The sequence below is a fragment of the Mobilicoccus sp. genome (assembly GCF_032060985.1).
Lineage (GTDB): Bacteria > Actinomycetota > Actinomycetes > Actinomycetales > Dermatophilaceae > Mobilicoccus.
Genome location: NZ_DAMBGD010000011.1, coordinates 13,997 through 36,257, shown reverse-complemented (window position 1 = coordinate 36,257; position 22,261 = coordinate 13,997). Strand labels below are relative to the sequence as shown.

At 72.1% G+C, this 22,261-nt stretch carries 16 protein-coding genes; 5 read left to right on the top strand and 11 right to left on the bottom strand.

Annotation, left to right across the window (positions count from 1 at the left end; all coding sequences use genetic code 11):
* Positions 1-185: 185 nt before the first annotated feature.
* Positions 186-1,835: a glycerol-3-phosphate dehydrogenase/oxidase gene (locus RT054_RS10040; RefSeq protein ID WP_312721461.1), complete on the bottom strand. Its 1,650-nt coding sequence runs from the start codon at positions 1,833-1,835 to the stop codon at positions 186-188.
* Positions 1,832-2,557 (bottom strand): TetR/AcrR family transcriptional regulator, encoded by a 726-nt coding sequence (locus tag RT054_RS10035; RefSeq protein ID WP_312721460.1) that lies wholly within the window; start codon positions 2,555-2,557, stop codon positions 1,832-1,834. The genes RT054_RS10040 and RT054_RS10035 overlap by 4 nt, the downstream gene beginning before the upstream one ends.
* Before the next feature lie 60 nt (positions 2,558-2,617).
* Here RT054_RS10035 and RT054_RS10030 point away from each other — a divergent pair, with 60 nt between their 5' ends.
* Complete coding sequence (locus RT054_RS10030; RefSeq protein WP_313023384.1) at positions 2,618-4,399, top strand: FAD-binding oxidoreductase; 1,782 nt, start codon at positions 2,618-2,620, stop codon at positions 4,397-4,399.
* Positions 4,399-5,253 carry a diacylglycerol kinase family protein gene (locus RT054_RS10025; protein WP_313023382.1) on the top strand — a complete coding sequence of 285 codons (855 nt, stop codon included), beginning with the start codon at positions 4,399-4,401 and terminating at the stop codon, positions 5,251-5,253. The genes RT054_RS10030 and RT054_RS10025 overlap by 1 nt, the downstream gene beginning before the upstream one ends.
* Before the next feature lie 277 nt (positions 5,254-5,530).
* On the opposite strand, the gene ftsH is transcribed toward RT054_RS10025, so the two are convergent.
* The 5 genes from ftsH to RT054_RS10000 form a co-directional block, all read right to left on the bottom strand.
* Positions 5,531-7,828, bottom strand: coding sequence for an ATP-dependent zinc metalloprotease FtsH (ftsH, locus tag RT054_RS10020; RefSeq protein ID WP_313023381.1), 2,298 nt, complete (start codon positions 7,826-7,828; stop codon positions 5,531-5,533).
* Between the two features lie 47 nt (positions 7,829-7,875).
* Positions 7,876-9,201 carry a hemolysin family protein gene (locus RT054_RS10015; RefSeq protein WP_312721452.1) on the bottom strand — a complete coding sequence of 442 codons (1,326 nt, stop codon included), beginning with the start codon at positions 9,199-9,201 and terminating at the stop codon, positions 7,876-7,878.
* Positions 9,202-9,325: 124 nt separating this feature from the next.
* On the bottom strand, positions 9,326-10,927 hold the full coding sequence (locus RT054_RS10010) for a PTS ascorbate transporter subunit IIC (RefSeq protein WP_313023380.1): 1,602 nt from the start codon (positions 10,925-10,927) through the stop codon (positions 9,326-9,328).
* A 191-nt stretch (positions 10,928-11,118) separates the two neighbouring features.
* Positions 11,119-11,976 (bottom strand): PTS sugar transporter subunit IIA, encoded by an 858-nt coding sequence (locus RT054_RS10005; protein ID WP_313023378.1) that lies wholly within the window; start codon positions 11,974-11,976, stop codon positions 11,119-11,121.
* A gap of 387 nt (positions 11,977-12,363) precedes the next feature.
* On the bottom strand, positions 12,364-13,161 hold the full coding sequence (locus tag RT054_RS10000) for an NAD-dependent deacylase (RefSeq protein ID WP_312721082.1): 798 nt from the start codon (positions 13,159-13,161) through the stop codon (positions 12,364-12,366).
* Positions 13,162-13,266: 105 nt separating this feature from the next.
* On the opposite strand from RT054_RS10000, the gene RT054_RS09995 reads away from it, so the two are divergent.
* Entirely contained in the window at positions 13,267-14,895 is a 1,629-nt protein-coding gene (locus RT054_RS09995; RefSeq protein WP_313023377.1) for an MFS transporter, read from the top strand.
* A gap of 76 nt (positions 14,896-14,971) precedes the next feature.
* Here RT054_RS09995 and RT054_RS09990 read toward each other — a convergent pair whose 3' ends face one another.
* A complete protein-coding gene (locus RT054_RS09990; protein WP_313023376.1) occupies positions 14,972-16,276 on the bottom strand; it encodes an MFS transporter in 1,305 nt (434 codons plus the stop codon).
* 133 nt (positions 16,277-16,409) lie between these two features.
* Here RT054_RS09990 and RT054_RS09985 point away from each other — a divergent pair, with 133 nt between their 5' ends.
* Entirely contained in the window at positions 16,410-16,829 is a 420-nt protein-coding gene (locus tag RT054_RS09985; protein ID WP_313023375.1) for a hypothetical protein, read from the top strand.
* 44 nt (positions 16,830-16,873) lie between these two features.
* On the opposite strand, the gene RT054_RS09980 is transcribed toward RT054_RS09985, so the two are convergent.
* Together RT054_RS09980 and RT054_RS09975 are read right to left on the bottom strand one after the other, a co-directional pair.
* On the bottom strand, positions 16,874-18,037 hold the full coding sequence (locus RT054_RS09980) for an aminotransferase class I/II-fold pyridoxal phosphate-dependent enzyme (protein ID WP_313023374.1): 1,164 nt from the start codon (positions 18,035-18,037) through the stop codon (positions 16,874-16,876).
* Complete coding sequence (locus tag RT054_RS09975; RefSeq protein ID WP_313023373.1) at positions 18,034-19,716, bottom strand: sodium:solute symporter family transporter; 1,683 nt, start codon at positions 19,714-19,716, stop codon at positions 18,034-18,036. Before RT054_RS09975 ends, RT054_RS09980 begins: the two co-directional genes overlap by 4 nt.
* A gap of 188 nt (positions 19,717-19,904) precedes the next feature.
* Here RT054_RS09975 and RT054_RS09970 point away from each other — a divergent pair, with 188 nt between their 5' ends.
* Complete coding sequence (locus RT054_RS09970; RefSeq protein WP_313023372.1) at positions 19,905-21,182, top strand: DUF4921 family protein; 1,278 nt, start codon at positions 19,905-19,907, stop codon at positions 21,180-21,182.
* Positions 21,183-21,440: 258 nt separating this feature from the next.
* Here RT054_RS09970 and RT054_RS09965 read toward each other — a convergent pair whose 3' ends face one another.
* Complete coding sequence (locus tag RT054_RS09965) at positions 21,441-22,187, bottom strand: CPBP family intramembrane glutamic endopeptidase (protein ID WP_313023467.1); 747 nt, start codon at positions 22,185-22,187, stop codon at positions 21,441-21,443.
* Between the last annotated feature and the right edge of the window lie 74 nt (positions 22,188-22,261).

Sequence of the window (22,261 nt, the reverse complement as noted above, 5' to 3'; positions counted from 1 at the left end):
AGAGGCCCCCTCCCAACCCGGGAGGGGGCCTCTCGACTTGGAACGCCGTGGCTCTGGGGCCGTCCGCGCCCTCGGACCTCACGAGGGCGAGCACGCGCTCGACGCGCTCAGCCGTGTCGATGGCCCCCCTGCCCCCTTCCTCACCCCGCATGACGTCATCGATGACGTCATCCGGGGGGCGGGGGTCAGGTGGTCGCGAGTTCCAGGACCTGGGCGGCGACCTCGCGGGCGGCGGGGACGGCGGACTCGACGAAGGAGGTGCGGGTGCGGCGTTCGACGAGGTCCTCCACCGTGAGGGCGCCCTCCGCCAGCACGCCGAAGAGCATCTCCGCACCGGTGTAGGCGACGCCCTCGGCGACGGGGCCCGCGAACCGGGGGTACCGACGGCCCAACTCCGCGACACGACCGGCCTCGGTGCCGTAACGGCGCACGAGACGGGTCGGTTCCTCGAGACGGGCCAGCACCTCCCGCGGCGTCGCGCCCACGAGCGGGAGCGTCCTCGTCCGGCACTCCCGGTCCGTCCCGAGACGACGGCAGGCGGCGTCCACGGCGTCCTCGGCCATCGTGCGATAGGTCGTGAGCTTGCCCCCGGCGATCGTCAGGGGCCGGCCAGGTTCGTCGATGAGCAGGTGCCGTCGGGACACGTCGGCGGTCGCGCCCGCCTCGACGAGTGCGCGCTCCGCGCCCTCCGACAGATCCCCCGACGCGCCGTGTTCGCGCCTCTCCCCGAACCCGTGCCTCCCGATCCGCCTCTTCGTCCCTCCCGTCGACCCGCCCGACGGAGTCGGCAGCACCAACGGCCGCAGCCCGGCGAACCGGCCCACCACGTCCTGCCTGGTCAGGGGGCGCTCCAGCGCGCGGTTGATCGTGGCGAGGAGGAAGTCCTCGTCGGATTCCGGCACCGGCGGAGCGATGCCGTCGACCCCGGGAGCGGCGTCGTCGGTGAGGCCGACGAGCACGAGGCCGTCGCTCTGTGGCAGAGCGAACACGAACCGGCCGAAGTGACCCGGCACCGGCGCGGTGAACACGGCGCTGGGACACCCGAGCGCCTCGGCCCGCACGACCAGGTGGGATCCGCGGCTCGGCGAGATCCGCAACGACGGGTCGTGTTCACCGGCCCACACGCCGGTCGCCGAGACGACCGTGCCCCGAGCCTCGACGCTCTCGCCCGTCGTCTCGTCCGTGAGGGTGAGTCGGTCCTCACGCAGGTCGGTCGCGGCGCACCGGGTGAGGACGTCCGCGCCGTGCGCCGCGGCGGTGCGGGCCAGCGCGATCACGAGGCGGGCGTCGTCCTCGAGCTGACCGTCGGTGTAGTAGACGGCACCGCGCAATGCCTCGGAACGCAGACCGGGGGCCAAGCGCAACGTGGCCTCACGCCCGATCCGACGGGGCACGGGCAGCAGCGACCCCGGGGTGCGGGTGAGCATCCGCAACACGTCGGCGAATCGCACACCGGCCTCGGTGAGGACCCCCATCGGCGGGGAGGTGTTCTCACCGAGCGGCACGAGGTAGCCGGTGGGGCGGGTGAGGTGCGGGGCGATCGTCGTCATGAGGTGACGACGCTCGACCGCGGACTCCCACGCGACGGCCAGGTCGGCCTTGGCCAGGTACCGCAGTCCGCCGTGGACGAGCTTGCTGCTCCACCGGCTGGTGCCGGCGGCGAGGTCGACGCGTTCGACGAGGGCGGTGCGCAGTCCTCGGGACGCGGCGTCGAGGGCCACGCCGGCGCCGGTGACACCCCCGCCCACGACGATGACGTCGTAGGGAGTCTCGGCGAGTCGGGCGAGGATCTGCGGACGGGCGGACGCGCGCAGGTCGGTGGGTCGGGTGGTCACGAGGGGTCCTCCTCCGAGGACGCGGCGAGATAACCGCTGATCAGTCGGTGCAACTGGGCCTGAACGGCGGCGCGCCCGATCTCGCCGTCGAGCAGGCGTTCGGCCGTGGCGAAGGGGGTGAGTGCGTGCAACAGTACGGTCGCGAGCACCCGGGGCTCGCCGGGGGCGATGCTGCCGTCGGTGATGCCGCGCTCGAGCTCGGGGAGCATCGCGTCGATCATGGCGCGCTGACTGGAACCGAGGTGCTCGGTGAGGTAGGGCTCGAGGAGGCCGCGGTGGGCGACGACGAGCGCGTTGAGGAACGGGGACGCGGCGAAGGCCTCCATGAGGCCGAAGGCCAGGATGATCGCGCGGTCGCGGCCGGAGCGGTCGGGGAGGGCCCGGCGCAGCGGGGTGATGATGTCGGCCATCTCCTGCGTGATCGCGTTGAGCACGAGACGCTCCACGCCACCGGCCCGGCGATACAGCGTGACGCGGGAGATGCCGGCGCGGTGGGCGACGGCGGTGGCGGTGGTGCGCGGCAACCCGACGGTGACGACCTCTGCCCGCACGGCGTCGATCAACGCCGCGTCGATGCCCGCGGGCTCGGCGGTGTCGGCGGGCTCGGCGGACGCCGTGGCTCCGCCGCTCTCCTCGCCGTGCCCCGCCGGGCTGATGGGTCCGTTCGTGTGCTCGTCGGGGACGTTCTCGCCGTGGTCGGAGGTCTCCGGGAGCGGGCTCATGCCCGTCATCGTGACACACGCCTCCTGCAATTTGAAACACTTCGTGGCAATCTGTTTCACATGGCTGAGGCCCTGACGCATTCCATCCCCCGGTCCGTCTGGTACGGCTGGGGAGACCCCGGGCACGACCGCACCCTGCCGCCCGCCGCATGGACGCAACTCCGTCGCCGCCTGGGCGTCAGGCCGCTGTCACTGCCGCGCCGCCCGGTCGATCTCGCGGACGTGCGACTCCCGGCCTCCGGGCTGACCGATGAGGGCCGCGCCGCCCTGGAATCCGTCGTCGGCGCCAGACACGTTCTCGACGACCGCGAGGAGCTCATCTCCCGGGCCGGCGGCAAGAGCTGGCCCGACCTGTACCGGTTGTGGACGGGAGACGGCAGGGCCGCTGCGGATGTCGTCGTGCTGCCGGGCGATGCGGACGAGGTGGCCCGGGTGCTCGCCGTCTGTGCCGAACACCGGATCGCCGTGATCCCCCGCGGGGGTGGGACGTCGGTGGTCGGGGGTCTCACCCGCCCGGCCGATGCCGCCGGGCTACGCGGCGTCGCGCTGCTCGACCTGCAGCGACTCGACCGGATGCTCCACTGCGACCCGATCTCCCGGCTCGCCACCTTCCAACCGGGCCTGCGCGGGCCCGACATCGAGGCCGCCCTGCACCCGCTCGGGTTGACCCTCGGGCACTACCCGCAGAGCCATCAGGAGGCGACGTTCGGGGGCTACCTCGCGACGCGATCGGCCGGTCAGGCCTCGACGGGCTACGGGCGTCCCGACCAGCACGTCGTCGGGGTGCGGTTGGCCACCCCCGCCGGAGAACTCGTCGTCGAGCCGCGTACCCCGGCCTCCGCGGCGGGACCGCGGTTGCTCGATCTCGTCCTCGGCAGCGAGGGCGCGTTCGGGGTCATCACGCAGGCGACCGTGCGGGTGCAGCCCCTGCCCACCGAGAAGCGACACGGCGCCTTCATGTTCGACTCCTACGACGAGGGCTGGGCGGCCCTGCGGGTGCTGGCCCAGGACCTGGGCAAGGGCGTCATCCCCGATGTCTGCCGCCTCTCCGACGAGGAGGAGACCGCGGTCAACCTCGGGCACGCCGGGCGGGCGGGCACGGCGATGCTGCGGTACGCCCGCCTTCGGGGTCGCCACCGACCCGCGCTGCTCATCTGCGTGTGGGAGGGCACGGACGCCTCGACGCTCAGGGCGCGGCAGCGGGCATCTGAGCGGGCGTTGCGTCGCGCCGGCGGGGTGCGGATGCCGTCCGTGGTGGCCACGTCGTGGGAGAAGCACCGGTTCGACGGGCCCTACGCGCGCGACGTGCTGCTCGCGCACCACGTGCTGGCCGACACCCTCGAGACCGCGACGACCTGGGACAACCTCGGCGCGCTCCACGACCGGGTGGGCGCGGCGATCCGCGGGGCCCTCGAGGTCGAGGGGCGTCGCGCCGTCGTGATGTGCCACGTCAGCCACGTCTACGCCGCGGGGGCCTCGCTCTACTACACGTTCGTCAGCCCGGAGGCGGCCGACCCGCTCGCGCAGTGGCAGAGCGTCAAGGATGCCGCCTGCGCCGCGATCATCGAGGGGGGCGGCACCATCACCCACCACCACGCGGTGGGGCGCGACCACCGAGCCTGGGCCGAGGAGGAGGCCGGCGACCTCGGCGTCCGCACCCTGCGGGCCGTCAAGTGGGAACTCGACCCCGTGGGCGTGATGAACCCCGGCGCGCTCATCGCCGTCGACCCGTCGACGAAGGCCGGGACAGACGTGGCGGGGAGGAGCGCCGCGACGACACCGACGGGGCGAGACGCGGGGGCGGCGGCGTCGGCGAGTCGTGATGACGACGGGGGCCGGTGATGACGCGAGACGCGGTGCTGGTCGCCAACCCGACCGCCGGTGGGGGACGTGCCGCCGCCCTGCGGCCCGCCGTGCTCGACGCGCTGCGGGCCGGCGGGTGGGCGGTGCGCAGCGTGACGAGCCGTGACGGTGCCGACGCGGCACGGATCGCCGCCGAGGCCGACCCCGACGAACTGGTCGTCAGCCTGGGCGGGGACGGTATGCACGCCCTCGTCGCCTCCGGGGTGGCGACGAGCGGGGCCTGCCTCGCGGCCCTGCCCGGCGGCCGCGGCGACGACTTCGTGCGCGCCGTCGGACTTCCGCGCGACCCGGTGCAGGCGGCACTCACGCTGTCGGTCGCCCGGGAGCGCCGTATCGGCCTGGGCGAGGCCGACGGGCGCACCTTCCTCGGCGTCCTCAGCATCGGGTTCTCGGCTCGGGCCTCGCGCCTCGCGCACAGCTCCCGCGTGCGGGGGCGCTACGCGTATCACGTCGCGGCCGTCCGAGCGCTGGCCGGAGTGCCCCCACAGCATTTCTCGATCGGCCTCGACGGACGCCGCTTCGACTGGGAGGGCCTCGAACTCGCCGTGGGCCATTCGGGGTGGTACGGCGGCGGCCTGCACGTGTGCCCGGACGCCGAACTCACCGACGACGTCCTCGACGTCACCGCCATCGCCGGGCACAAACGCGCGTTCCCGGCCGTGATGACGGGCATGTTCGACGGCACGCACGTGCGCCGGCCCGAGGTCGAGACGTTCCGCGCCCGCGAGGTGGGCATCGACGGCGAGGGCGAGGTGTGGGCCGACGGCGACCTGCTCTGCCGGTTGCCGGTCCAGGCCCGCGTGCGCCCCGACGCCGTCCGACTACTCGCCTGATCACCTGCGTGGCGCGTGCCGCACCTCGTCGCGTCTGAGCACGGGCCCCGCGACTCCCCTACCAGGCCACGACAACCCGCGGCGCCGCCCCGTCATGACGTGATGGCACCGGGCACCGGGCACCCGGGGGCACCGGGAGGGTGAGCACGTCAGCGCGGAAGGACGTCCACGACGCGTGCGCACCCACGACGGGGGTGCACCCACGGCGACAGCACCACCCGGATGCGCCGGCCCTCCCTCAGGGAGAGCCGGCGCATCCGGGTGGTGGGGTCGGGCCTCAGGCGGGTGGGGCGGGGCGCGACCCGTCCTGCGGCCACGAGGACTCGGGGCCCGGGACCTCCGTGGACGGTGACGACGTGGACTGCACCGAGGTGTGCTCCGACGCGCGGGAGTCCACCGCGTGCGACCCGGACGCGTGCGGGGGCGAGGACACGTGCTCCGGCGACGGCGACTCCTGCCCCGGTGAGGTGCCCTCGGGCCGCCCGTCCTCACCGTCCGGCACCGACGCCCCGGCCTCGGCGCGCGAGGGAGCGTTCTCGCTCGCCGGGGAGTGATCGGTCGTGGGGACGGCACGGCTGCCCTGGATCGGGGAGTCGATGACGTCGGCGCTGGGGCGGGGGATGCCCGCGGCGGCGTAGACGTCGGCCTCGTCGAGGGTCTCCTTCTCGAGGACGGCGGCGGTGATGCGCTCGAGCTTGTCGCGGTGCTCGCGGAGCAGCCGCACGGCCTCGGAGTAGCACCCGTCGACGATGCGACGCACCTCGTCGTCGGCGCGGGCGAGGATGTCCTCGCTGAACCCGGCCGAGCGGGGGTCGCCCTCGTTCGGGTAGATCTGCACCGGGCCGACGCGCTCGCTCATGCCCCACCGGCCGACCATGCTGCGGGCGATGTTCGTGCTGCTGTCGAGGTCGGACTCCGCTCCCGTGGTGATGACGCCGAAGATGAGCTCCTCGGCCGCCATACCGCCGAGGGCGCCGATGATGCGGCCGCGCAGGTACTCCTCGTCGTAGCCGTACCGGTCGTCGTCCGGCGTCGAGAGCGTGACGCCGAGCGCGCGACCACGCGGGATGATCGAGACCTTGCGCACCGGGTCGGCCCCCGGCTGGAGCATGCCGAGCAGGGCGTGACCGGCCTCGTGGTAGGCCGTGCGCCGGCGCTCCTCCGGCGGCATGACGACGTTGCGCGCGGCGCCCAGCTGGACCTTCTCCAGCGCCTCGAACAGGTCGGACTGGTCGACGTTCTTCGCGGCCTTGCGAGCCGCGAGCAGTGCGGCCTCGTTGACGAGGTTCGCGAGCTCGGCACCCGTCATCCCTGGCGTCGACTTGGCGACGGCCATGAGGTCGACGTTCTCGGCGAGCGGCACCTCACGGCTGTGCACGGCGAGGATCTGCTCACGGCCGTTGGCGTCGGGCGCGTGGACCTGGATGGTGCGGTCGAACCGGCCGGGACGCAGCAGCGCCGGGTCGAGGACGTCGGCGCGGTTCGTCGCGGCGAGGACGACGACGCCCTCGCTGCCGGAGAATCCGTCCATCTCGGTGAGGATCTGGTTGAGCGTCTGTTCGCGCTCGTCGTGACCGCCCATCGCGCGCGATCCCCCGCGGGCGCGGCCGATGGTGTCGATCTCGTCGATGAAGATGATCGAGGGCGCCACCTTGCGGGCCTCTTCGAACAGCTCACGGACGCGCTGGGCGCCGACGCCGACGATCATCTCGATGAACTCCGACGCGCTCGCCGAGAAGAACGGCACCCCCGCCTCGCCGGCGGTGGCTCGCGCGAGCAGCGTCTTGCCGGTACCGGGCTGCCCGGCGAGGAGGACGCCCTTGGGAGCGCGGGCGCCGAGGCGGCGATACTTCTCGGGGTTGGTGAGGAAGTCGACGATCTCGTAGATCTCGTTCTCGACCTCGTCGATGCCGGCGACGTCGTCGAACGTCACCCGCACGGTCTCGGGGTCGACCGGGCCCTTCTTCTTGCCGCCCATGAGGCCGCCCGCCATCATCGATCGGCTGCGGCGCATGAAGAAGACGAGCATGCCGAGGATGAGCAGCACGGGACCGAACGAGAAGAGCAGGCTGAGGAACACGTTGCCCTGCTCGACGACGCTGTCGGCGCTCACCACCGCGTCGGAGTCGTCGAGCATCTTGCCGACGTCGTCCTTGGCCCAGGTGGGGCGCTCGGTGGTGAAGTTCTTGTAGGTCACGTCCTGTTCACCGGGGTAGGGCGCCTCGGTGCGCAGGGTGCCGGTGAAGGTGTCGCCCTTGGACTGGACCTTCTCGACGTTCTTGGCCGTGAGCTGATGGGTGAACTCGGTGTAGGTGATGTCGCGGGGTGCGTTGGCGGCGTTCTGCATCTGCAGCACGCCGAAGAGCAGCAGCCACAGGATGCCCATGGCGACCGCGAGCCACTTCCAGTTCGGCGACTTCTTGCCGTCGGTGCCCTCGGGCATGCCCTCGGTGCGCCACGGCTTGGGCGCCTTGGGGTCGTCCCGACCGTCCCGCCCGTCCTGGCGGTGGGCGGCCCGGCGGACACCGTCGTCGCGCCGACCGGAATCGGTGGGGGGTGTGGCCGAAGCTGGCATGAGATTCCTTCGTACGGTGGTGCGCGATCGCGTCGATCTCGCGTGGGTCAACGCGTGAGGGCCGTGGATCTTTCCCGGTTCGCCTCATCAGTGTGCCGCCGTGCCTCGACGCGGTCGACCCGGCGCCCGTCGAGTTCGAGCACCCGGAGGGTGAACGGACCCCAGTCGACCTCGTCGCCGACCTCCGGGAGGCGTCCGAGTAGGTGCATGACGAGTCCGCCGAGGGTGTCGAACGGACCCTCGGGCAGGCCGAGTCCGAGGACCTTCGCGGCCTCCGCACGGCCGAGGAGCCCGGAGACCTCCCGGCGCCCCGGGCGCACGATCCGCACGGGCTCGTCGGTCGCGTCGTACTCGTCCTCGATCTCGCCGACGAACTCCTCCATGACGTCCTCGAGGGTGACGATGCCGTCGGTCCCGCCGTACTCGTCGACGACGAGGACGAGGTGGCTGCGGGTCTCGCGCATCTGCGCGAAGGCGGAGAACAGCGGCTTGCTGCCGGGGAGCACGAGGATCTCCCGCACGAGGTCGCCGACCCGGAGGGCGTCGCCGACGATCGTCTGGGCCTCGTCGACGAGCAGATCACGGATGTGGAGGAATCCGAGGATGTCGTCCACGCCCTTGCCGGTGACGGGGTAGCGGGAGCGTTCGAGGGTCTGGACGACGGCGCGCGCCTCCGCGACCGGCATGTCGGCGTCGAGGAAGTCGACCTCGGTGCGGGGCGTCATGATCTCGGACACCGTGCGCTCCCCCGCGGCGAGGATGTCGACGACCATGCCGCGTTCGTCCTCGCCGAGGTCCTCCTGTTCGGCGACGATGGCGCGCAGCTCCGCGGCGTCCATCGACTCCTTCTGCTCGTGGGGGTCGCGCCCGAGCAACCGCATGACGACGTTCGTCGACAGGCCGAGGAACCACACGACCGGCCGCAGGATCCGCGCGATGGCGTCGAGGGGGCGGGCGACGACGAGCGCGAACGACTCGGCGCTCTGCATCGCGAGGCGCTTGGGGGCGAGTTCTCCCAGCACCAGCGACAGGTAGGAGATGACGAGGGTGACGACCACGAACGCCACCGTCGCGGCGGCACCCGCCGGCACCCCCCAGCCGCGGAGGATCGGCTCGAGGTAGGGCGCGATCGTCGCGGCGCCGAAGGAAGCCGAGAAGAAGCCCGCGAGGGTCACCCCCACCTGCACCGCGGAGAGGAACCGGTTGCTGTCCTGAGTGAGCCGCTGGACGACGACGCCTGCGCCACCGCGCTCGGCGAGACCGTTGACCTGGCTCTCCCGCAGGGACACCAAGGCGATCTCGGACGCCGCGAACACCCCTCCGAGGAGGATGAACACGAGCACGAGAGCGACATTGGGCAGCAGACCGTCCACGGCACCATTGTGCCGGGAGGCCGCATCCGCACCCACAGGCCGCCGCTGTACCCCGCCGCAGACAAGGTCATGAGCGACATCGCGGACGACGGCACCGTGGGCGACGTGCCGTGCAGCCGGACCCTCAGTCCATCGGAGGCGGCGGGGTGGGGGCGCCCTCGGGCGGGGCGACGCGGGCGAAGCGTCGTCCGCCACCGGCCCCACCCGGCACCCCACGCGACGACGCCGCACCACCGGACTTCGCCGCACCACCCGACGCCGCACCGGCCCCCGCGGCCGAGGAGGAGACGGCGGTGCGGCGGGCGGGCGCCGGATCCCACCGCACGTCGACGAGACGACGCTGCACGAGGATCGCCGCACCGAGCACCGCGGCGCCGATGAGGGCGAGGATGACGGCACCGACCGTGCCGCCCGCGCGAGCACCGACGCCGATGAGGATGCCGAACCAGCCGAAGTCGGCGTCTCCGAACGTCGTGTTCGCCTCGCCGAAATCGCCCATGACGAGCATGAGGATCGACGGCAGGAACGTGATGATGAGGCCGTTGACGAAGGCCCCGGCGATCGCGCCACGCCGCCCGCCGGTGGCGTTGCCGTAGACGCCGGCCGCGCCGCCGGTGAAGAAGTGCGGCACGAGGCCAGGGAGGATGAGCGCGAGACCGAAGACGGGCCCGAGGAACACACCGAGGACGAACAGGCCGACGAGTCCACCGGCGAAGCTCGCGAGGAACCCGATGAGCACGGCGTTCTGGGCGTAGGGGAACACGATCGGGCAGTCGAGGGCCGGTACGGCGCCGGGGACGACCTTCTCGGCGATGCCCTGGAACGCGGGGACGAGCTCGCCGAGGATCGTGCGGACGCCGAAGAGGATGACCGCGACGGAGATGCCGAACTGGAGTCCCTGGGTCACCGACTGCATGAGGTAGTTGCCGACGCCGGTCGCGCCGTCGGGGAACGCGGCGAACGCGTCTTCGCCGACGCGGGCGAGGTAGGCCGTCGCGACGACGAGGTACATGACGACCATCGACAGGGCGGTCGCGACCATCGAATCGCGGAGGAAGCGCAGGCCCTCGGGCACCTTGACGTCCTCGGTCGAGGGGCTGCTCCCCCGGGGGTCGACGAGCCGACCCGTCGCGCCCGCCGCGATGTACCCGGCGGTGCCGAAGTGTCCGATGGCGATGGAGTCGTCCCCGGTGATCTTGCGGGTCCACGGGTGGGCGAGGGCCGGCAACGCGACCATGAGAACACCGAGGAGTGCCGCACCGAGCCCGACGGTGAGACCCGAGGACATGCCCGCCGACATCATGACGACGGTGATGAGCGTCGCCATGAACAGCAGGTGGTGGCCGGTGAGGAACACGTACCGCAGCGGCGTGAACCGGGCGAGGACGAGCGCGACGACGAACCCGAGGATCATCAGCCACGACACCTGCGCGCCGAACCGTTCCTGCACGATGCCGACGATCGCCTCGTTCGTCGGAACGACGCCGTGAGCGCCCAACGCGCCCTGGATCATCACGCCGAGGGGTTCGAGGGAGGCGACGACGAGCCCCGCGCCCGCCCCGATGAGGAGGAACCCGAGGACGGCCTTGATGGCGCTGCCGAGCACCGCGGGGGCCGGGCGCCGTAGGGCGATGAGGCCGACCGCCGTGATGATGCCGACGAGGAACGCCGGCACCGAGAGGATCTCGTCGACGAGGAACTGCGCGATCGAGACGAGCGGATTCATGGGTTTCTCCTGTCGGACGGCGTCGAGGGGGTGAGGAGGGGAGGGTCGGGCTGCGCTGTCCCGCTCCTCCTCACTCCCCGGGCGGGCTCACCACGCGCACCGCGCGGCTGCTCAGCGGGCGTGGGCGCGCCTGGCGTCGCTCCTCGCACAGCGCTTGTCGCATAGCGTGACGACTGGGCCGGCGCGGTGACTCAGACGGCGTAGACACGGCGCAGGGCCGCATCGACCTGGGCGCGGGAGGTGAAGTCGTCGACGACCTCGACCGGGGCGGGGACGTCACCGAGAGCCTCCGCGATCGCCCCGGAGGTGAGCAGGACGTCGGCCTCGCCCGCGCGCCCACGTGCGGAGATCGTGTCGGTCGCCTCGACGCGGACGTGTGCACCCCAGCCCCACCGGTCGAGGACCTGCTCGAGGGTGTTCTTGAGGAACAGACTCGTCCCCAACCCGTTGCCGCACACCGTGAGGATGAACCCCTTGCTCGGCACGGCGTCCTCGGTCGGCACGGTGTCACCGGTCGGCATGGAGCCGGGATCCGTCGTCGCCGGCGCCTCGCCGGCACCGGTGGGAGCGTTCCGGGAGGCGGCTCCGGTCGCGGGCCGACCCGTGTCACCGAGCGCGGCCCGCAGGTCCTCTCCGGTGCGGGCCGCGTCGAGGCGGCGTCGCCGGTCGGGGTCGCCGAGGAGGCGGGCGAGGGCGGCGAGGGCCTCCTGGTGGGTGTCGGCGTCGACGGCCGCGAGCGCGAGGACGAGCGTCACGGGGTCGTTGGTCTCGTGCCCGAACGCGACCGGCTCGGCGAGGCGCACGATGCTCATCCCGGTCCGTGTCACCGAGGAGTCCGGCCGCGAATGCGCGAAGGCGAACCCGGGGGCGACGACGATGTAGGGACCGTGCTCGTCGACGTTATCGATCATCGCCTGCGTGTAGGAGTCACCGGCGACCCCCGCCCGGACGAGCAGCTCCCCCGCGGCCCGGATCGCCTCGTCCCGACTGGTCGCCACCACATCGACGCGGGCACTGCCCGGCTCGATCAGCTCCGTCAACGAGCGCATCGCACAACCCCTTTCGAGCGGTGCCGCTCCACGCGGCGGCGGTCCGCCCACCCTAAGCCGGGCCCTTCCCGACGTCGGGGGTCCTGCGCAGTGTCACGACGAACGGTCTCGCACATCGGGTCCGTCACCGACCCCGCAGCACGGTGCGCCGTGGGGCCGAATCTGGCGGTCTCGGGTCCGGTGGCCGACGGGGCGACGCCACGTCAGTGATCGGCCCGGGCGCCCGCGCCGAGCCGCCCGCTTCGCGACGTCTCCCTCACCGTGGGCGGCGGAGCCGTCGACGTCGTCACCCACGCCGAGAGGAGGGGGACCGGCTGCACAGAGCGCAGCGACCGGTCGAGGTCGCATCGCTCGGACCGACCCCGGGCCACCGGGGCGCGACCGGCCTCAGGACGCGGGACTCAGGGCGGCGACGAGGGCCGGGAGTGCCGTGGCCGCGGTGGCACGCCACACGTGGTCGACCCCGGCGGACAGCTCGGTGTCGGCGGGGTTGATCTCGACGACGGGAACGCCGTGGCCGCGGGCGATGTCGGGCAGCGACGCGAAGGGGTAGACGATCCCCGAGGTGCCGACGACGAGCACGAGGTCGGCCTCGAGGCAGGCGTCGAGGGCCGCGTCGAACGCCCCCTCGGGCAGCATCTCGCCGAACCAGACGACGCCGGGACGCACGTACTCCCCGCACTCCTCGCACAGCGGCGGTTCGAGGCGCTGCACCGCCTCCTCGGGGATGACGACCTCGCCGGTGAACTCGGTGCCGCACTCGGCGCATCGCAGGGCGAACAGGTCGCCGTGGACGTGGGAGAGGACGGCGCTGCCCGCGCGTTCATGGAGGTCGTCGACGTTCTGGGTCGCGATGGTGATCGCCGCGTCTCCGCGGGCCGCCCATTCCGCGAGCGCGCGGTGCCCCGCGTTCGGCTCCACCCCTCGCACGAGACCCATACGCCACGCGTACCAGGCCCACACGAGCTCGGGGTCGGCGTCCCAGCCTTTCGGCGAGGCGAGGGCCATCGGGTCGAACTCCTCCCAGAGGCTCCCCTGCGCGCCGCGGAAGGTCGGGACGCCGCTCTCGGCCGACATCCCGGCCCCGGTGAGCACGGTGATCCGCCCGGCCACGCGGGCGAGGTCGAGGATCGCGGGTGGGACGACCGTGTCGTCGGAGGGGTCGGCGGCGACGTCGAAAGGCATGTCCCCATCATGAACCTTCTGGTGACGGTCAAGAATTCGTCGCCAACGGGTATGAACCGTCGATCTGGACGCTCGCCTCGGAGGCCCGCCACTACGGTCGTGCACATGCATCGGGGAGGCCGGGTCGATCGCCCGCACGTCACGCCGAGCACGCTGTGGATCTTCGTCGTGGTCTCCGTCCTGTCCCTCGCCGGAACGCGGCTGGCGGCCATCGCCGTCCCCTGGTACGTGCTCACCTCCACGGGCAGCCCGACGCTCACCGGCGTCGTCGCCTTCGCGGAACTGGCGCCGTACGTCGTCGTCAAGGCCCTGGCCGGTCCCTTCATCGACCGTCTCGGACCCGTCCGTGTCGCCCTCGCCGGTGACGCCGCGAGTGCTGCCGCGATCGCGTGCGTGCCGCTCCTGCACGGCGCCGGCCTGCTCACCTACCCGACGCTCATCGCCCTCGTCGCGCTCATCGGCGTCCTTCGCGCGCCCGGCGACGGCGCCAAGACGACCCTCGTGCCGCTCGTCGCCATCGCCTCAGGCGCCTCGCTCGAACGGGTCGGCGGAGCGTACGGCGCCGTCGACCGACTCGCCGCCACCCTCGGCGCCGCGTTCGGTGGGCTCGTCATCGGCCTCGTCGGAGGGGCCAACGCCCTGTGGCTCACGGTCGCCGCGCTCGTGCTCGATCTCGTCGTCCTCGTCTTCGCCCTCGGGCCCCGCCTCTCCGGGCACAGCCTCGCGGCCCCGCTCGCCGGCCCTCCGGTCCGCCTCGACGCACGCCCCACCGGCGCCGACGGCCGCACGTCCACAGAAGGCGACACGGCGACGGCCACGGCCTCCGACGCGGCCACGAGGGCCGAGGCCCGCTTCGACGCCCAGGTCGACGCTCGCGCGGGAGCCTCGGCGCCCCCCACCCCGGCACGCGACCGCCCCTCCGAGGCCGACTCCCCCGGGATCGTCCCGGAGGTCCTACCCGCCCCCGGCGTCCCCGTCACCGAGGGCGGCAACCCCCCGCCGCGCGCGTCCTATCTCACCGATCTGCAGGCGGGTTGGCGATTCCTGCGCGGTGACGCCGTCCTCGTCGCGATCGTCGTCATGCTCGCATTCACGAACATGCTCGAGCAGGCGTTCGGGGTCGCGCTCGTGCCCATGTGGGCATGGCTCTCCGGCGGCGGGCCCCGCGCGATCGGGTATCTGTTCGCCACGAGCGCCCTGTTCTCGGCCGTCGGGGCCGTCGTCGCCGCCGGGCTCGGGGACCGGCTCGCGCGACGCCCCGTCTACGTGATCGCCTACCTGCTCGTGGGCCTGCCGCGGTTCGCGATCCTCGCCGTCGACGCGCCGATGCCCGTGACGATCGCCGTCCTCGCTGTCGGCGGCTTCGCGGCCGGGTTCATCAACCCGATCCTCGGGGCGGTCATCGTCGAGCGGATCCCCGGTCCGCTCATGGGGCGCGTCAACACGCTCGCGATGGCGTGCGCCTGGGCGCTGCTGCCTTTCGGCGGGCTCCTCGGCGGCGTCCTCGTCTCGAGCCTGGGCCTGTCTCCGGCACTGTGGGTCGTCGGGGTGCTCTACGTCGTCGCCACCCTCGCCCCGACCCTGCTGCCGGCCTGGCGTCAGATCGACCGCCGCCCCGGCCCCCCGGCCGATTCGGCCGAGCGCTCCCGCCCGGACGACTCCCGCCGGCGGGCCGCCCGTCCGTCGTACAACGATGGCGGCGGCGCCCGTCGCGGACTCACGTCAACCCCGTGACCAGCGCTTTCGCGGGCCCAGTCTCAGCGAGAGGATGCGGTCGCACATCGACGTACGACGCAAGGGCGCCCCGACGTCAGTCTTCGCCTTCGCGGGGAGGTAGCCGCCAGGGCCGGCGGCCTCCGGGAATGGTCTCGCGAGCGGGGATCCAGGCCAGGACGGCGAGGAGGGTGATGGAACCGGTGACGGCGAAGGCGGGGCCGAACCCCACGGTGTCGGCGATGAGGCCGGTGAGCAGGGGTCCCGTGATCGTGCCGACGTCCTGCGACATCTGGAAGCCGGCGAGCACCTTGCCGCCGTTGCGGTCGGAGCCGACGACGTCCGCCACCGAGGCCTGTTGCGCAGGGTTGAGCAGTCCGGACCCGATGCCCGCGACGACGGCGAGCGCGAAGAACGGCAGCCGCGTGTCGACGTAGCCCAGCGGCAGGGTCCCCACCGAGCAGATGAGCAACCCGACGATGAGGACGCGCTTGCGGCCGCGGTCATCGACGAGTCGGCCCGCGGTCTGGAGGGCGGCCGCGTTGCCGGCGGCCATGAGGGTCAGCGCGATCCCCGCCGAGCCGATGCCGAGGGCGGGTGAGGCAGCCGCGAAGATCGGCAGGAGGGAGTTGCGGACGCCGAAGTTCACCCAACCGTTGGCGAACCCGGAGACGAGCGCCGCACGGTAGGCACTGTCGCGCACGGCCTCCCTGACCTGCATGACCGCCAGCGGGGCCGTTCCGTTCGCCGGTCGCAGTGACGCCCCGCCGAGGAACCGGGCGACGACGGCTGCGGCGACGAGCAGCGCCACGGCGTAGATGAAGAAGGGCACCCGGTAGCCGAAGGGCGCGAGCGCGCCGCCGAGGGCCGGACCGAGGATCCCGCCCATGAGGAACGCCGTCGAGTAGTAGCCCGACACCCGTCCACGGATCGCCCGGGGGGACAGGCGCACGATGAGCCCCATCGCCGAGACGGTGAACATCGTCGACCCGATACCGCCGAGCCCACGGAACAGCAGGAGCTGGCCGTACGTCTGCGCGAAACCGGTCGCCGCCGTCGAGAGCGCGACGATGAGCAGGCCCGCGACGTAGATCGGACGCTCACCGAACCGCGAGATGAGCGCCCCGCCCCCCGGGGCGAACACGAGCCGGGCGACCGCGAAGGCACTGATGATGACCGATGCCGCGGTGATCCCCACCCCGAAGCTGCGTGCGTACTGCGGCAGGACGGGGGCGACGATGCCGAACCCCAGGGCGATGACGAAGGCCGCCGCGATGAGGACCTTGAGTTCGCCGGGGACCGAGGGCCGCTCGGATTCGGTGGTGACCGCCGCACGTCCGGGGGGTGTGAGCCCACCGGAGGCGGCGTCATCGGAGGCGGGGGACGGGGAGGAAGTCGTCATGGCCCGCCCAGTATCACCCCGGGCCTGCAGGGACCTGGGCTTGATCCCGAATCCTCCACCGCCGCAAGCACTTCCCCTCACGTCCCAGGCCTCGCGGCCGATGGGACGAGGACGAGACGACTGGGAGGTTGCCATGCGGATCACCCCGAACGTGCCGCCGAACGCCCCGACACCGCCGGCGCCGATCCCCCGCGCCGAGGCGACGGCTCCCGTCCGGGCGGCGTTCTCGGTGCTCAACGACTTCCGTTACCTCACCGAGAGCGACAAGGAGATGCTGCGGTACGCCACCGGCGAGATCGTCGAGCCGGGGCTCATCGACCGCCGCGGCGAGGCGAGCGCGTTCACCCAGCAGCTCGCGCTCGACCGGCGCACGGGCGAGCTCGCCCCCCACCAGGAGGTGAGCGGCGTCTACCTGCGCAACGCCGCCGCAGCGATGGAGGAGTTCGGCAAGGGGCGGCCCGGCTTCACCAACCCCTATTCCGGCCCGACGTTCGAGCGCGCCCTCGCCTGGCTCGATGCGCACGGCCGCTCCCGCGCCGACATCCGCATGTGATTCGACCGCGGTCCGCCACCCCGTCGCCGTGACGTCCCGGCGCCTCAGTCCCCGAACAGCGGCATCGCGGCGATGCGGTCGAAGGCCTCGTCGATGCGGTCGCGGCCGACGGTCATGGCGAGTCGCAGGTACCCCTCGCCGCAGTCTCCGAACGCGGGGCCGGGCAGGGTGAGGACGTGTGCCTCCTCGAAGAGACGGTCGGCGACCTCGGTGCTCGAGAGACCCGTCTGCGTGATGTTGACCCAGAGGTAGATCGACCCACCGGGTTCGAGGGCGCTCATCGCCGGGAGCTCGCAGACGCGCTGGTAGGCGCGCATGATCCGTTCGCGGTAGAGAGCCGAGATGGGCGGCACGATGTCGTGCCGCAGCCGGAGGGCGTGCAGCGCCGCCCGTTGCGAGATCGACGGAGCGGTGAAGACGTTGTTCTCGTTGACGTCCTTCATCGCCCGGATCACCTCGGCGGGGCCGAGGGCGTAGCCGATGCGCCACCCCGTCATGACGAAGTCCTTGGACAGGGAGTTGAGCGTGATCGTGCGCTCGACCATGCCGGGGATCGTGACGAAGGGCTCGAACGGCTCGGCGTAGCTGAACGCGGTGTAGATCTCGTCGGCGATGACGACGAGGTCGTGCTTGTCGGCGAGCCGGGCGATCTGCTCGGATGTCGAGCGCCTCAGACACGCACCCGTCGGGTTGGACGGGGTGTTGAGGATGATCGCGCGGGTGCGCGGGGTGATCGCCGCCTCGAGGGCGTCGAGGCGCACCTGGTAACCGTCCTCCTCGCGGGTGTCGACGACGACGGGGACGCCGCGGGCCAGGCGGATCTGGTGCGGGTAGGGCGTGAAGTAGGGAGCGAGGATGATGACCTCGTCGCCGTCGTCGAGGATCGTCTCGAGCGCGAGCCACATGCCGTGGCAGGCCGACGTCGTCACGAGGACGCCGGCCGGGTCGTGGGTGTGCCCGTGGTCGTCGGCGTAGACGCGGAGGATCTCCTCGCGCAGGTCGGGGTAGCCGAACGTGTCGGTGTAGTGGGTGTGCCCGCGGTGGGCGTCGGCCATCGCCGCGTCGATGACCCGTCCGTCGGTGGTGAGTTCGGGGTCGCCGAGGCTGAAGTTGATGACGTCCGCGTACCGCGTGGCCCGGTCGACCGAGCTGCTCATGGGCGTGGACGCCTGCCCGCGGTAGCGCGAGGAGACGAACCGGTCACTCATGCGCGGCCCTCAGGATCGCGACCCTCAGACACACGACCCTCGGACGTGGCCGTCGCGGCGCCGGCGGCCTCGCTGTCGGCGTCGGCAGGGGGAAGCTGCTCGAGCTCGGCCTCGTCGACCTCGGTGTTGGGGGCGACCTTGTTCGGGTCGAGGGCGGTGACGACCGCGTAGACGACCACGCCGATGGCCATGCCGACCATGATCGGGTAGTTGCCGCCGATGACCCAGTCCGCGGCCGCGTCGGGTCCGAGGAGGGCCTTGGCCTGGCCGAATTCGCCGAAGACCATCGACCCGGCGACGCCGATCGCACTGAGCAGCAACGCGAGCAGACCGGCCTTGGGCGAGACGCGGCGCAGGAAGAACGCGGCGACGACCGGCACGAACACACAGCCGGAGAGGAATCCGTAGGCGAGGTCGAGGGCGCGGAAGATGTCCTTGATGACGAGCGACAGCGCGATGACGAGGACGCCGATGAGCAGGGCGATGCCGCGGTTGATCCAGACTTCGCGGGCGACATGCCCGTCCTTTCCTCGCGCACCGGAGGCGCTCGCGTCGAGGTCGCGCTGGACCGCCGAGCTGCCGAGGGCGACGCGGTCGTCCGCGGCGGCCTCGACACCCGAACTGCGCTCACCGCGGAGGAGGCGCAGGTAGACGTCGTTGTAGATGACGGTGGAGCAGGCGAGGATCGTTCCGGAGGCCACCGACATCGACGCGGCGAGAGCGGCCGCGAGCAGCAGTCCTGCGATACCCGGCGGCAGGAACAGCTCGACACCGAGGGCGAAGGTCTGCGACGGCTCGGCGGGCGTGGCGCCGACCGCGAGGACTGCCATGCCGAGCAGCACGGCCGCGAGCCCGTAGATGATCGAGTACACGCCGGCGAGGATCGTGCCGGTGCGGGCGATCTTCTCGTTGCGGGCGGTGAACATGCGCTGCCAGATGTCCTGACCGATGACGAGGCCGGGCACGTACAGGAGGATCCAGTAGAGGGTGCCCGAGAAGCCCAGGGACCACGGGTCCCAGTGCTCGGCGGGGAGCTGCGACATCAGGGTGGGCACGTCGCCGTGGGCCTTGCTGAGGACGAGGAAGATCGGGACGAGGATGATGATGCCGAGCGTCTTGATGACGAACTGGACGATGTCGGTCATCGTCACCGCCCACATTCCGCCGAGGAACGTGTAGAACACGACGACCGCGCCGCTGATGATCATCGCCGTCTGCTCGGTGAGCCCGGGGAACATGAGGGCGAGGATGCTGCCCATCGCGATGACCTGCACGACCGTGAGCGAGACCGTGTAGATGATCGTGAGGACCGCGCCGAGCATGCGGGCGCTCGTGCCGTAGTTGCGTTCGATGACCTCGTTGATCGACAGCGCCCGCAGCTTGGCCAGCTTGGAGCTGATGAGCAGGCCGAGCACGATGAGGCCGAGACCCAGACTGCCACCGACCCAGAGGCCGGCGATGCCGACCTTGTATCCCCGTTGAGCACCACCGACGGTGACGGCCCCACCGACGGCCATCGCCGCCATGCAGCCGAAGAACAGCGGGAACTTCAGCCGCCGGCCGGCGAGGAGGAAGTCATCGCGGTCCTTGGCGAAGAACGTCGACGCGACGCCGATGCCGAGCATCGCGAGCACGTAGAGACCGATGACGACGTAGTCGATCGTGTGGACGACACCCATGGGACACCTGCCCCCCTCGGCCGCCTCGGGACGGCCTCGCTGGCCGCGGCGAACCGCGGTCCGGCCACGGCGCCGGACGCGTTCATGGTGACAAAGAGGCAACGCCCACACCGGCGTTTCCGGCACTGATGCCTCGCCGTGTTGCCTGGAGGTGATCAGATTCACACTCCTGGGCGTACGGTCAGACCATGGACGACAGGCCCCTCGACGCGGCGATGCGAGAGCCGATCACGCTCATGCGCGACGGCACCGTCAAACAGGTGAACCCCCTCTCGGGGACCGAGGTGTGGACCGTGCCGGGACGCGCGAATCGCCCCCTGGTCGCGCGTGGGTCCGGCGCGGTGGCGGAGGGACCTCCGGGGCGCGGAGTGCCGTGCGCGTTCTGCCTGGATCGCCTCGAGGAGGTGCCGCCGGAGAAGGCGCGACTCATCCGCGCCGACGGGGGCTTTCGGACGCTCACCGCCCTCCCACCCGAGGAGCTGCGGACGACCACCCCGGAGTTCCGACGTCTGCCCAACCTGTTCGAGATCGTCTCGTTCGACTACTGGCGCGGAAACCACGGGCACGAACCGGGCGCCGCGGCCCATGCCCACCACGAGGCGTGGCTCGCCTCACCCCTCGGGCGGGGCATCCTCGCCGACCTTCTGCGGGCACGCGATCGGGCCGGTGGAGGTGCCGACCCTGCGGCGGGCGAGAGGCCGGCCCCTGACCGGGAGGCGAGGTCTCTCGCCTTCTTCGCCGGAGGCCACGACCTCATCGTCCCCCGCCGACACCTCACCGAGGATGGGCAGCTCGCCGCCGCGGGGTCGCTCACCCCGGCCGCGCACGCGGCCTACATCCGTTTCACGGTGCAGACCCTCGGACACCTCTACGCCGAGATCCCCGCGGCCCGTTACGTCGCGACCTTCCAGAACTGGCTCGCCCCGGCCGGGGCCTCCTTCGACCACCTGCACAAGCAGCTCGTCGCCATCGACGAGCACGGCGATCAGGTGGGGCGGGAGCTCACCCGCCTCGCGAGGCGTCCCCACCTGTACGCCGATCACCTCGCCTACGCCCGCCGCCAGGGGCTCGTCCTCGCCGAGAACGCCCATGCCGTCGCGTTCGCGGGATTCGGTCACCGCTACCCGACGCTCGAGGTGTGGGCGAAGGACACGACGGCGCGCCCGTTCGAGATGACCGTCGCCCAGGTCGACGGCGTCTCCGACCTCGTGCACGCGATGCACCTCGCGACGGGCGCCGAGATCCCCAGCAACGAGGAATGGCATCACCGCCCGATCGACGTCGACCAGCCGATGCCCTGGCGCGTCGAACTCAAGTGGCGGGTGTCGACGCTCGCCGGGTTCGAGGGTGGCACGCGCATCTTCGTCACGACGATCACCCCGTGGGACCTGCGCGACCGTGCCCTCGACGCCCTCCGCCCCCTCGCCGCCGCCGGCGCACTCGGCCCGTCGGTGGAGCTGCCCTGACACCTCGCCGCTCGCGCCTCGCCGCTCGGTCATCGGGATGAGGTGGCAATCTCGACGGAGTCGAGGGGGTTCCGCCGGGGATTGCTCGGCGTCGGCGCAGGTCACGCGATGGTGAGGGGATCGGCGTGCCCGCCGACTCCGCTGACATTGCCACATCACCGGCGGCGCCGGGCGCGGACACGGGAGCTGTCATGCCCGGCCGGGAGGGAGGCCACCGCGACGACGCCGTCGAGACCGGTCGTCACACCCCCACCGTGCCTACGGCCAGCCCACGTGTCCGACGAGGAGGGCGTAGCCGACGAAGGCGACGACGTCGAGGATCGTGTGGGCGACGACGAGAGGGCCGACGCGGCCCCACCGACGGTAGGCCCAGGCGACGATGAGGCCCATCGCGACGTTGCCGACGAACCCGCCGATGCCCTGGTAGAGGTGGTAGGTGCCGCGGATGAGCGCCGAGGTGAGCGCGACGCTCCAGAACGACCACCCCGCCTGCCGCCACCGGGTGAAGAGGTAGCCGACCATGACGACCTCCTCGAGCACGGCGTTCTGCACGGCGGCGAGGACGAGAACCGGCACCGCCCACCACACGGCGGTGAGGTTCGCGGCCGCGACGGTCGTGTTGAGGCCGAGCTGTCGCGCGAGCAGATACAGCCCGAGACCGGGGATCCCGATCGCCGCGGCGAGCAGCGCCCCGCGGAGCAGATCGGAGACGGGACGCCGGACGTCTGCGCCGATGCGTCGGAGTGCCCCCGCGTCGTCGCGGGCGAGGAGGTACACGGCGAGGAGCGCGGGCACGACCCCGAGAACGACCCCGGCGAGCTGGTAGGCGAGGTCGAGCCAGGGTCGGTCCGGCGTCACCGAGGAGTTCATCGCCGTCGTCTGCTGTGACAGCGCCACCTGCGCGGTGACCTTGCGGATGAACGAGAGCACGGCGTAGATCGCCGAGCTGCCGAGCGACACCCCGAGCACGAGGACGGTCTCGAGGACGAGCGTGCGCGGCCGCATCCGGGGTGGGGGGAGCGCGTCGCCGTCGTCGACGCCCGTGGACACGTTCGCCGCGACAGGAGCACTCCCCGAGG